The organism is Polyangiaceae bacterium (assembly GCA_015075635.1).
Lineage (GTDB): Bacteria > Myxococcota_A > Polyangia > Polyangiales > Polyangiaceae > JADJKB01.
Window position 1 is genome coordinate 1,991,271 of the sequence record JABTUA010000002.1, and the last position, 12,425, is coordinate 2,003,695.

A 12,425-nucleotide genomic window follows, 5' to 3' on the forward strand; every position below is an offset into this window, starting at 1 on the left:
CTCTACCACCCGAGCGAGCGGCTCCAACACCTCGGCTTCATCCTCGGGTTCTGCTTCTTCGCGGCCCGCGATAGCCGCACCTCCCTGCTTCCTTCGAGGTTCCCTCGAGACCCGATGAGGAATCGCCAGGCGACAACCCCCACCGGATAGCGGGAGTGCTCCGGCCCACCCCTCCGGCCCTCCGGGTATCCCCCTCCGGAGCCGCTGCGGAACACCCGGAGGGGTGGGACTTCCAAGGGTCGTCGCGAAGCGCGTTCGCCGGTGTTCTCGTGGGTCTGGGCCTCCGTGGCAGATCGCGATCTGCTCATGCCAAGACTGCGAATGCCGAGTCAGCGGTACGCGCCTCGCCGCCCGAGCGCGTCCGCGAGCTTCGCGAGGCTCTCCGCCAGGGCGAGCACCGGCTCGGCCTCGGTGAGCGTTCCGGGCATGACCAGCGTGATTCGGTCCGCGCGCACGGCGAGCTCCGCGTCCTGATCCGCCCATTCGTCGGCGATGGCCCGCGCCTCGCCGGTGAAGCTGCCGACGCCCGCGTGGAACCGCTCCGGAATGGGCGAGCTGGCGAGCACGGCGATCTCCACCCCGGACGCCGCGGCTCCGGGCGCCCAGAGCTGGGTGAGCTCGACGCGCCGCCCGCCGAGCTCACCCGTGACCGACGGGCGGGCGGGGCGAAGCTCGCCGGACAACGCGCGGGCGGCCTCCTGCCACGCCGCGAGCTCGATGCCGGCGGGAGCGGGCAGAGAGAGCGCGATCTCGGGGACGCGGCGAGCGAGCTCGAGTGCCGAGCGCGCGAGGTCGAGCACTGGCTCGACCGTGAGTCCAGCGCCGGCCCGCTCGAGCACGAGTCGGTCGTCGTCGAAGCGGCGGACCTTGACGAAGCGAAGCCCCGGTTCGACGAGCGCGACCAGCGCTCGCACCTGAATCTCGTCACGACCGGTCAACACGGTCCCTTCGCGCATCACGACGCCCTCCTTGCTCCAGAGCCGCGAGAGCACGCCGCCGGAGCCGCTCTGGAGGTCCAGCCCAAGGTTCGGGAACCCGAGCTCGGCGACCAACCTGGGGCGGCCCTCGGCGCTGTCGCGGTAGAGCGCCACGTCCACGGCGCCGGCGCGGGCCTCGAGCCGCTCTCCTTCGAGGCGCATCCCCGCTCGCGTCGCGACGTCGCTCCACACCCGCTGCACCCGCGCGTTGCCCACGGTGGGCGGCGCACGCATCAGGCGCAGGGCACCCTTGTCCTCGCCGCCGCCCCCGGGGGGCAAGATCACGATCGGCAACGACACCACCAGAGCCCCGGCGAGCCGTCGGGCCACGGTGACCTCGAGGGTCCACCACACCCGAAAGGTTTCACTGGAGAAGCTCGGCGGAACGTCCGGAACACGGAGGTCGAACGCGATGGGCTCTCCCTCGCGGGCTTCGGACACCGGGACGTCGATCTGCCAGCCCCCGAACTCTCCCTGCCGCTCCATACCGTGGGCGTACTCCCAGCCGGTGAGCGTGATGCGGATGCCGGTGTAGCGGGCGAAGGCCACATTCCCGAGTGCCACGGCGCCCCGGAGCACTTCGCCCGGTTGCACGACGCCGTCGGCGAGGCTGACCTCGGCGTGCGGCTCGCGCTCGGCGGGACCGTCCGGCGCGCTCGAGTAGAGCAGAGGCTTGGGCGAGCGACCGCCGCCGTAGGGCGTCGGCGCCAGCGTCAGCTCGAACGCGCGCTCCACGTCCACCCACCAGGGGATGGCGATCTCGGCGCCGAGCACGTAGCTGACTCGGACGATGCGGCCGTGGAAGGTCGGCGGCGCGCTCGGCGGCAGCGAGAACCGGCAGGGGAAGCGCAGCTTGCCCGGCTGAAGCTCGGTGGGGCCCGAGAGCCGCGCGGCCAGGTGCAGCGGCACACCTGCGTCCGCGTAGCCCTGATCGCCCACGGCGACGCGGGTTCGGCCCCGGAGCTCCACGTCGAAGTGCTCGATGGGCACCGGCCGGGCGACGTCGAGCTCGAACACCGTCTCGAACTTCTCACCCGGGTGCACCAGTCGGGGCACCAGCACCTGCACCTTGGGGCGGCGCTTGATGAGGGCCATCCGAGCTTCACTTGGCGATGCGCTTGATCGTGCCGGCCTTGTCGTCGGCCCAGTAGACCGCCACGTCGTCCACCGCGATACCCAGCGGCTCGACGCCACCGGTGGCGATCACCGTGGGCTTCAGCTGGTCGCTGCCATCCTTGGCGATCTTCACGACGCTGGGGCCGTCGGCGTTCGTCCAGTAGACGTGAGTCGCATCCACCGCCATGCCGCGGGGGTTCGGCTGCGCGCTCGCCAGCGTGGTGGGGGTCGCCGGCAGCGCGGCGCTCAGCGGAATGTACTGGATCTGGCCCTTGTTGGCGCCGACGCCGATGGCGGTGAAGTACAGGTTCCCGGCGTCGATCGCGATGGCGAAGCTGTTGGTCACGTTCGTCGCCACGACCTCCGGCGTAGTGCCGCCCAGCGGTGCCCGGCGAATCGCGCCGTTGTTCTCGAAGGTGGTCCAGTAGACGTGGGTCGAGGTGAGGGCGAGCTCGAGGGGCCAGGGCACGTTGGTGGAAAGCGCGGCCATGGCTCCGCCGGTCTTGGCCACTTTGTTCACGGCGCCCACCGAAGAGTTCTCGCTGAAGTACACGTTCGCGCCATCGAGGGCGATGCCGATGGCCGAGTTGTTGCCGGTGGCCAGGTTCTCCGGAGTGCCGCCGGTCTTCGGCACGCGGCGCACGAGCTTCGAGACGGCCTCCGTCCAGTAGACGTGGGTCGCGTCCACCGCGATCCGGTTGCACTCTTTGCCCCCGGCGAGCAACTCGATTCCGGTGCCGTCCTTCAGCATGCGGCGCACCGAGCCGCCGGTGTAGTCCACGAAGTACACGTGGGTGGCGTCGAGGGCGAGGCGCGACGGGAAGCCCGTGGTGGCGGTGTACAACGTCACCGGCGAGCACGTTCCCGCGGTGCACGTCCCGCCGAGACAGCTGCGCCCACACTTGCCGCAGCTCGCGGCGCTGGTGGCGAGATCCGTCTCGCAGGTCTGGGCCAGGTTGCCGTCACACTCCGCCATCGTACCGCTGCAGGTGACGCTCACGTCGCTGGGCGCGTCGGCCGCGTCGCTGCCCGCATCGCTGGCGTCGCTGCCCGCTTCGCTGCCTGCGGCGCCACCGCCGCCTGCGGCGCCACCGCCGCCTGCGGCGCCACCGCCGCCACCGGCGCCGCCGGTCCCGCCGGAGCCCGCCGCCCCGCCGGTCCCGGTGTCCGGCGCGCCCCCGTCGGGCGCCGGCTGCTTCAGCTTGCAGTCGCCGCCTTCGCTGCACAGCGTCTGGCTCGACACGCACTTGCCCCCGACGCAGGTCTGGGTGGCCTCGCACGGCACGTCCAGGCAGTCCACGCTCATCGCGATGGGCAGGTCCACCGGAGTGTGCGGCAAAAAGCGCAGCGTGCGGCGGGCAACGATGCAGCCACCGACGTAGCCGTCTTTCACGCAGGCTTCTGCGCTCTTCCCCACCCCGGTAACGACCCGCACGGACACCTCGTCGTCCTTGTCTCCGCTCGGGACCACGACCAGCGTGCCGATGGTCCCGCTGGGGTCGCTGCACGCGGTCGTGCGCGCCGCCGGGTCCTTGTCTTCGGTCTTGCCGTGCGCGCCGACGGTGATGCTGGTGCCTTGCACGTCCACGCACTTCGCGTCGGTGCTGAGGTGCAAGGTGACCTGAGTGGGCTCGCGACAAGCCGCGAACGCGAGCCCCGGCACGATCAGCGCCCAGCGGAGACGGGGTGTTCGCGGAGTTTTCATGACTCAGAAGCGGACCAACGGTCCGGAGACTTGTCCTGGCGGGATGTTTCCTGACTCGGGATCGCGCTCGGTGAGCAAGGCGATGGTGAGCGCGGTGCCGCCCAAGACCACCGCGCCGACGCCAGTCCAGAACCACCAGCGCGAGGTGATGCCTGGCGGTGCGCTGAGCGGCACGTCGAGGCGGCTGGTCTCGCCCACCCGCACGACGGCGGTGGTGGTCGCCGCCTCGTAGCCCTCCCGTCGCACCACGACCTCGTGAGTGCCGGCGCCGAGCACGGACTGCACGGGTACCGTCCCCGCGCGCCTGCCATCCACCCAGACGGCAGCGCCCGCCACGGGGGAGCTGACTTCGAGGACGCCGGAAGTGCTCTTGGAGCGCAGCTCGACCGAGAGCTCGACGCGTCCGCCAGCGGGCAGCTCGACTCGCTTCTTGAACGGGTGGTAGCCGTCCGCGGACACCTCCAGGCTCACCGTCCCGGCGTTGAGTCGCAGCGGGCCGGAGAGCGGCGTGGTCCCGATCACGCGTTGGCCCACGACGATGCGCGCACCGGCGATGTTCGCGCTCAGCGAGAGCGAGCTGACCTTGCCGCGCACCTCGCCGACCAACTCGGCGAGCTTGGGCACCCGAGCCCGGAGCTCGGGTGGCGCCTCGCGCTCGAATGCTTCCAGGGCGTCCAGCGCTTCGGGGAAACGGCGGAGCGCCTGCAGCGCGCGCCCCCGGTTGTAGAGCAAAGCCGGGTTCTTCTCGAGCGCGTAGGCTTCGTCGTAGAGGGCGAGCGCCGCGCCGTAGTCGAGGCGCTGCATGGCGTCGTCGCCCTGGGACTTCAACGCGGCAGCCTTCGCCGAAGCGCCCTCGGTCTCCGCAGGGGGCACTTTCTCGTCGGCCCGGGCGCTCGGCGCGCGCGTGCACAGCACGAAGACCGCGAGCGCGAGCGGCAGGAGGCGGGCGAGCTGGCTCATAGGTGCAGCGGGTTGTCGGGGTTCTGAGGCGGAGGAGGCGGTGGCGCCGCGCTTGGCTTGGGCGAGGGTACAGCGCTCGGCACGGGAGCGCCGACCCTCGCCCCACCGACCACTGCCTTGTGCCTGGGGGCGCGCGGGCCTGCATCGACGCTCGGGGCTTCGTTCGCTGGAGTGACGACTGGGGCAGCCGGCCGCTCGCGGGCGGCCTCGGGTTGCGCCGGCGCGGGCGCCGTGACGGGTGGCGCCGCGACCGCCGGGCTCGAAGCCAGCTCGGGGCCGGTCTGGGAGAATCGCCAGGCCACGACCGCACCCGCGGCGGAGAGCACGGCCAGCGCGGCGAACAGCAGGGCGCGCGAACGGCGCTGAGGAGAGGCAGCGGGCTCTGGCGCCGGCCGCGCCGAGGTCGCCACGGGCGCGTGCGACTCGCCGAGATCGGGGAAGCTGTCGCGCCCGGCGTGCGGGTCGAGCATCGTGATGGCCTCCGCGGAGATGCGCGGCAGGTCGGGGATGGTGATGCGCGGTTGTGACGAGGTGTGCAGGGGCGGCGGCGCCCAGGAGCCCTCGGCGCCGAACCCCTTCAGGGCCTCCGCGAGCTCGACCACCGTTTGAAAGCGGCGAGCGGGATCCTTCTCGAGCGCGCGCATGATGGCGTCGGCGAGCCCTCGGCTCATTTCCGGCCGGAGCTCGCTCGGGTTCGTCGGTGCGTCCGCCGTGATGGCCGCGATCACCGCGGCCGGGCCGTCCCCGTCGAAGGGGGGGCGCCCCGTCGTCAGCTCGTACAGGATCACGCCGAGCGACCAGACGTCCGAGCGCCGGTCGGCAACCCGGGCGGAGCGGATCTGCTCCGGCGACATGTAGAGCGGTGTCCCGAGCGACGAGCGGGTGAGCGTGACCGAGTCGGGCTCTTCTTGCGTGATCTTCGAGATGCCGAAGTCGAGCAGCTTGACCACGCGCTCGTCGCCGTCGTCCGTCAGGAACAGGTTGTGCGGCTTGAGATCGCGGTGAACGATGCCGAGGGCGTGCGCCTCCGCCACGGCGGAGCAAGCCTGGAGCACATAGCCCACCGCCTCGGCCAGGGGCAGGCGTCCTCTCTGAGTGAGCTCGAAGTCGAGATCGACGCCTTCGAGGTACTCCATGACCAAGAACGGTGTGCCGTCCGCGAGCACGTCGACGTCACTGACCCGGGCGACGTTGTGGCTCTTGAGCTTCGCCGCCAGGCGCGCCTCGCGCTCGAACCGCGCCACGACCTCGGGGTTCTTCCGCTCGGCCTCGCGCAGGACCTTGATGGCCACGCGCTGGCCAAGGCGGTCGTGGCGACCCTCGTAGACCACCCCCATGCCGCCCTCGCCGATCACCCGCAGGATCGTGTACTTGCCGGCGAGCTTGTCGCCGGCCACAGGCAGCTTGCCCAATCCCTCCGTCACGTAAGTCTCGAAATGATACTCCGGTGGCCGGTCCGGTGGCCTACGGAATTTCAACGGAGGCGTCAGGGGGACCGGGCGAGGGCACCCAGGCACTCGTAGGCGGCGTATTTGTAGCTCTCCGCCAGTGTCGGATAGTTGAATACCATTTCGATGAAGAGATCGACTTGCGCGTCGCAGTGCAGCGCGGTCTGCCCGATGTGCACCAGCTCCGTGGCCCGCTCGCCGATGACGTGGACGCCGACCACGCGGCGGCTGCCGCGCTCGACGACCAGCTTCGTGATGCCCTCGACGTCTCCGGTGATCTGCCCGCGGGCGTTGTTGCGGTAGAGCGCCCGGCCCACCACCACGTCCATGCCCTTCACTCGGGCGCTCTGCTCGGTCTCGCCGACCGAGCTGACCTCGGGGATGGTGTAGATGCCGTAGGGCACGATCTCGGCGACGGCCTGCTTGTAGTCGAAGCCGAAGGCCTTGCAGACCGCGACCCTGCCCTGCTCCATGCTGGCGGAGGCGAGCGCGGGGAACCCTATCACGTCACCCGCAGCGAGCACGTTGGGCACGCTCGTACGGTAGGTCGCGTCCACCTGCAGGTATCCGCGGGCGTTGGGGGTCACTCCGATGCGGTCCAGGCCCAGGCTCTCGGTGTTGCCGATGCGGCCGGCGGCGAATAGCAGGTACTCGGTCTCCAGGCGCTCGGCGCCGAGATCCGCGACGATGACCGAGCCTTCGCGCGCGACGCGATTCCAGCGCTGGCCGAGCACGATGCGGATGCCCAGGTTGCCCATCGCCTCGCGTAGCCGCTCGACGATTTCCGCGTCCAAGAACGGCAAGATGTCGGGGCGAGCATCCACCAGCGTCACCTTCACGCCCAGGGCAGCGAACATGCAGGCGTACTCGCAACCGATCACACCGCCACCCAATATGGCGAGGGACGCCGGCAGCTTCTCGATGCCGAGGATCTCGTCGCTGTCGTCGATGCCCGGATCGGTGAAGTCGATGTCGCTCGGACGGTGCGGGCGCGAGCCGGTGGCGATCAGCACGAAGTCGCCGTGAAGCCGCCGCGAGCCTTCGGGGCCTTTCACCAGCACGGTGTTGGCGTCCTCGAAGCTGCCGTGGCCCCGGACGTAGGTCACGGTGTGCCGGGCCAGATTCTCTCGGATGGTGCGCGAGGCCTGGGCCGCGATGGCGTTCTTGCGGGCGATCAGCGCCGGCACCGTCGCGTCGGAGGCCAGCTCGACGGCCACACCGTACAGGTTGCGGGCGCGGTACCCCGACACGTAGAGCGCGGTCTCGCGCAGCGTCTTGCTGGGCAGGGTGCCGGTGTGGACGGCGGCGCCGCCCGGCTCGGGCTCGGACTCCACCACCGCGACCCGCTTGCCGAAGTACGCGGCCTGAGCCGCGCCCTTCTCGCCCGCGGGCCCGGAGCCGATGACGACGAGGTCGAAGTGTTCGGCGCTTTCGCTCCCCATGCCGACATCGTAGACCGATCGGGACATGTCCGCCGAGCCCGTCGTCGACGCCTGGATTCAGCACCCCACCCGGGATTTCGTCGCTCACCCCATGTTCGCCTCGCTCCGGCGCTGGATGGGCGCCGAGGAGCTGCCGTCCAGTATCCCCCTGGAGCTGACCGTCGCGGCGCTCGAGGGCGCAGGGGTCCGGCACGCGCTGCTCGCGGCTTGGCACGGTCCGGGCGGCGCGCTGATCTCCAACGACGAGGTCGCGAACGCGGTGCGCGCGCGCCCCGACCTGTTCACTGGCGTGGCGTCGGTCGACCTCGGGCGCCCCATGGACGGCGTGCGCGAGCTCCGGCGAGCGGTGAAGCAACTGGGCATGAAGGCCCTGCGCATCTTGCCCTGGCTCTGGAACCTGCCGCCGAACGACCGGCGCTACTACCCGCTCTACGCCGAGTGCGTGGAGCTCGGCATTCCGTTCTGTCTTCAGGTCGGCCACACCGGCCCCCTCGCGCCCTCGGATCCGGGCCGGCCCATCCCCTACCTGGACGAGGTCGCCCTCGAGTTCCCGGAGCTCTCCATCGTCGGCGGTCACATCGGTTACCCCTGGCACAACGAGATGATCGCGCTCGCGACCAAGTACGAGAACGTCTACATCGACACCAGCGCGTACAAGCCCAAGCGCTTCCCGCCCGAGCTCGTCGCCTTCCTCCGCAGCCACGGCCGGAAGAAGGTGCTGTTCGGCTCGAACTACCCGATGATCCTGCCGGGGGACTGCTTGGCCCAGCTGGACGAGCTCGGCCTGGACGCCGAAGCGCGCCGCGCCTTCCTGAACGACAACGCGGTCAAGGTGTTCCGGCTCTGAACGCTGGACGTTTGGAAATCAGAAATGAGCGCCACGGCGCCACGGACGCCACGGTTCTCGTCTTGTGGAACCGAGCAGGACCTTCCGTCCTGGATGTCCTGTCAGGTCGGATGACGTGCTGGGACCAGCGCACGGAGGAACAAGACCATCGCAGCGGGCGACCCGCCCTCGGGTCTGACACCAAGATCTTCTTCTTCCTCTCTTCTTCCGTGGCGTTCGTGGCGTTCGTGGCGCAAATTCTCCGACGTCCCCGAGCTCTGCTTTTCCGCGCGGGTGTTCTGCCGTACCTTCCGAGCCCCATGTCGCTCCGTGTCCTGCCCGCGCTCGGCCTCGCCCTCCTCGCTTCCGCCTGCGGCGGTGACGACTCCGGCGGAGGTAGTGGCGGCAGCGGCGGCGGCGGCACCGGCGGCTCGGGCGGCGGCAGCTCGGATCCGCTGGTGCTGGTGCCCCCGGTCGCGCTCGCGTCGAGCGCCACGGACTGCCCGGCCGCGTTCCAGAGCGCGCCGGCGAGCGGTCAGCACGGAGGCTTCGACGTCGCCGGTCAGGCGCGCAGCTTCTACCTGGAGCTGCCCGCGAGCCCTGGGCCCCGCCCGCTGATGGTCGCCTTCAACGGCACCGGCGAGACCGGCAAGCAGATCTACGACCGCGCCGACTTGCAGGACTTCGTCGCCGCCGGCTTCATCGTGCTGGCGCCCGACAGCGCCGGCAACGGCACGCTCTGGCCGGTCTGGGACGGCCTGCGCGCGCCGGAAGACGAGAGCCTGCCCAACGCGGACCTGGAGTATTTCGACCAGCTGGTGAAGTGCGTCGCGTTTCACCACCCGGTGGACGCGAAGCGCATCTACGTCTCGGGGCACTCCGCCGGCGGCATCTTCACCAACCGCGTCTTGCGCGAGCGCTCGAGCCTGCTCGCCGGTGGTATCCCGGCCTCGGGCATCTTCGACTTCACCGCGCCGGAGCCGCCGCCGGTGCTCGACGACGTCGCCGTGCTGGTCACCTGGGGCGGCGACAACGACGCCTGGAGCGGCAGCGCCTCGGGCGTGACGGTGCCCGAGTTCAATTTCGTCGAGCAAGCCGCGCTCGCGAGCCAGTACTACGAGCAGAAGGTCGAGCAGGCGCACTGCCACGGCAAGAACCTGGGTCATGCCTGGCTCTCCAAGGCCAACGCGTGGATGATCGACTACCTACTCTTCCACCCCAAGGGTCTGGCCAAGGGGAGCCCCTGGAAGCTCACGGCGCCGGACGCCAGTGCCAACTTCCAGTGCAGCGAAGGCGCGGCCACCTTCACCAACCCGAACGAGGTGAGCTGCGGCACCACCCCCACCGCGAAGTGCCAGACCTACTGCCAGCTGATCGGCGACTGCGCCGCCGAGAACGCCACCGTCGAGCCGGTGCTGGGCCCGCAGCTCGAGGCGCTGGGCTTCAGCGGCCCGAAGCACACCGAGTGCAGCGGTTGCCTGACGAAGTGCGAAGCGGACGCGACGGCCGGCGGCGCGGCGGACGCGAGCGTGCTCGATTGCTTTGCCACCGAGGCCGCCGGCGCCCAATGCGGCGGCGGCATCCCCGGGGCGATGCCTTTCGTGAACGCGACCAACAAGTGCTGCCCAGGGCAGAGCGCGAGCAAGATCTGCGGCACGCTCTGCACCGCGGTCAACTCCAACGGCGCGGCGTCCGCGCTGTTCGGCGGCTGCGCCGAGTGGAAGTGACCGCTCAGTTCGTCGGGAAACCGCGCTTTTCGAGCAGCGCCTTCACGTCCGGATCGCGGCCGCGGAACTGGCGGTAGGCCTCGGCGCGGTCGGTGCCGTTGCCCGGCGCCAGGATGTACTTCCTGAGCTTGTCCGCCGTCGCCTTGTCGAACACGTTGCCGGCCTCCTCGAACGCCTTGCGGGTGTCCGCGTCCATGACCTCCGACCACAGGTAGCTGTAGTACCCGGCGGAGTACGAGTCGCTGGTGAAGAGGTGGTTGAACTGCGGCACGCGGTGGCGCATCGCCACTTCCCTGGGCGCGCCGATCTTCTGCATGGTCTCGCGCTCGAAGGCGTCCGGATCGACGACGCCGTCGGCCTTGGTGTGGAGCTCCATGTCGACGATGGCCGCCGACAGGTACTCGACGGTGGTGTAGCCCGTGTTGAACTTGCGGGACGCCATCACCTTGTCCACCAGCGCCTGCGGCATGGGCTTGCCCGTCTCGGCGTGCTTGGCGAAGCGGTCGAGCACCGGCCGGGTCAGGACCCACATCTCGTGCACCTGGGACGGGTACTCGACGAAGTCGCGAGGTGTGGAGGCGAGACCGGGGTAGTTCACCTCCGAGAGCAGGCCGTGCAGCGCGTGCCCGAACTCGTGGAACAGCGTCTGCGCGTCGTCCAGCGAGATGAGCACGGGCTTCCCGGCCTCTCCCGCCACGAAGTTGTTGTTGTTGGACGTGATGGGGGTGAGCACCTTGCCGGTGAAGGTCTCGTGCCCCTGGTAACCGGAGGCCCAGGCGCCGGACCGCTTGTGCTGCCGCGCGAAGTAGTCTCCGTAGAACAGACCGACGTATTTGCCGCTGGCCTTGTCCTTCACCTCCCAGACCCGGACGTCGGGGCGGAAGACCGGGACCTTGCCGGGGATCTCCGTGAAGCTCAGGCCGTAGAGCTCTCCAGCCATCCAGAAGGCGGCCTGGATCATGTTGTTCAGCTCGAAGTACGGCTTCAGCTCTGCCTGATCGAGGGCGTACTTCGCCTTGCGCACCTTCTCCGCGTAGTAGAGGTAGTCCCAGGGCTCGAACACCTGCACCTTGTCCTTCTTGGCCAGGGCGCTCATGTCCGCGACTTCTTCCTTGACCCGAGCGACCGCAGCCGGCCAGACCCGCAGCATCAGCTCGCTCGCCTTCTTCGGGTCCTTGGCCATGGTGTCGGACATGCGCCAATGGGCGTGGGAGGCGTAGCCCAGCAGCGCCGCGCGCTCGGCCCGGAGCTTCACGATCTTGGCGATGGTGGCGTTGGTGTCGTTCTTGTCGCCGTTGTCGCCGCGGTTCTTGAACGCCTTCCAGACCTTCTCGCGCAGATCGCGCCGCGCGGACGAGGTCAGGAACGGATCGACGCTGGAGCGCGTGTTGACCACGGCCCACTTGCCCTCGAGCTTCTTCTCCTTCGCCGCGGCCTGGTAGCTCTGGCGCAGCGAGTCCGGCAGGCCGGCGAGGTCTTCCTTCTTCTCCAGCACGATCCAGGTGTCCTCGTCGGCGAGCACCTTGTTGCCGAAGTCGGTGTAGAGGACGGCGAGCTCCTGGTTGATCTCGCCCATGCGCTTCTTCTGCTCGGCGCTGAGCTTGGCGCCGGCGCGCACGTAGTTGTCGTAGACCCGCTCGACCAGGCGCCTCTGCTCCGCCGTGAGCCCCGCGGCGTTCCGGGCCGCGTGGACCGCCGAGATCCGCGCGAAGAGCTGCTCGTTGAAGGTGATCTTGTCGTAGGCCTCGGTGATCCTCGGCGACCACTCGCGGTCGACGGCCTGCACCTCGGGGGTGTTCAGGTTGCCGGAGAGAACGCTGAACAGCGTCTCCGCGCGGCTCTGATGCCGGCCGGCGTCCTCCAGCGCCCGAAGCGTGTTGTCGAAGCTCGCAGGCTCCGGGTTCTTGGCGATGGCGTCCACCTCGGCCAAGAGCAGCGCGATCCCGGCCTCGAAGGCCTTGGGAAAGTGCTCGGCCTTCGCCTTGTCCCAGGGCGGCACGCCACCGTAGGGCCCGCTCCACACCGCGAGCATCGGATCCTGGTCGGCCGCCTTGCGCAGCCGCGCGACCTCGGCGAGAGCTGCACGGTGGAGATCTGCTGCTGGGTTCACTTTTGCCTCGGCGGGCGTGGGGTTTTCGGGAGGGAGCGCGCTCTGGGTCGGACCACAGCCGAGGGCCAGGCCCAGCGCGAGCGAGGGGATCATGAGACGGCGCGACATGTCGGC

Annotated in this window: 8 protein-coding genes; 2 read left to right on the forward strand and 6 right to left on the reverse strand. The window is 69.9% G+C overall.

The genetic code is table 11. The features are described from left to right. Positions 1-329 precede the first annotated feature (329 nt). From HS104_25180 to sthA, 5 genes are all read right to left on the reverse strand, one after another. Positions 330-2,072 carry a hypothetical protein gene (locus HS104_25180; GenBank protein MBE7483255.1) on the reverse strand — a complete coding sequence of 581 codons (1,743 nt, stop codon included), beginning with the start codon at positions 2,070-2,072 and terminating at the stop codon, positions 330-332. A gap of 7 nt (positions 2,073-2,079) precedes the next feature. Beyond that, on the reverse strand, positions 2,080-3,798 hold the full coding sequence (locus HS104_25185; GenBank protein MBE7483256.1) for a hypothetical protein: 1,719 nt from the start codon (positions 3,796-3,798) through the stop codon (positions 2,080-2,082). Positions 3,799-3,801: 3 nt separating this feature from the next. Then, positions 3,802-4,758, reverse strand: coding sequence for a PEGA domain-containing protein (locus HS104_25190; protein ID MBE7483257.1), 957 nt, complete (start codon positions 4,756-4,758; stop codon positions 3,802-3,804). Continuing rightward, positions 4,755-6,182 carry a serine/threonine protein kinase gene (locus HS104_25195; GenBank protein MBE7483258.1) on the reverse strand — a complete coding sequence of 476 codons (1,428 nt, stop codon included), beginning with the start codon at positions 6,180-6,182 and terminating at the stop codon, positions 4,755-4,757. Before HS104_25195 ends, HS104_25190 begins: the two co-directional genes overlap by 4 nt. 62 nt (positions 6,183-6,244) lie before the next feature. Then, positions 6,245-7,648 carry a Si-specific NAD(P)(+) transhydrogenase gene (sthA, locus tag HS104_25200; GenBank protein ID MBE7483259.1) on the reverse strand — a complete coding sequence of 468 codons (1,404 nt, stop codon included), beginning with the start codon at positions 7,646-7,648 and terminating at the stop codon, positions 6,245-6,247. A 25-nt stretch (positions 7,649-7,673) separates the two neighbouring features. Between sthA and HS104_25205 the strand changes: the two genes are divergently transcribed. Continuing rightward, positions 7,674-8,495, forward strand: coding sequence for an amidohydrolase (locus HS104_25205; protein MBE7483260.1), 822 nt, complete (start codon positions 7,674-7,676; stop codon positions 8,493-8,495). A gap of 299 nt (positions 8,496-8,794) precedes the next feature. Next, a complete protein-coding gene (locus tag HS104_25210; protein MBE7483261.1) occupies positions 8,795-10,201 on the forward strand; it encodes a prolyl oligopeptidase family serine peptidase in 1,407 nt (468 codons plus the stop codon). A gap of 4 nt (positions 10,202-10,205) precedes the next feature. Here the strand turns inward: HS104_25210 and HS104_25215 are convergent, their stop codons facing one another. After that, entirely contained in the window at positions 10,206-12,404 is a 2,199-nt protein-coding gene (locus HS104_25215) for a M3 family metallopeptidase (GenBank protein MBE7483262.1), read from the reverse strand. Positions 12,405-12,425: the final 21 nt, after the last annotated feature.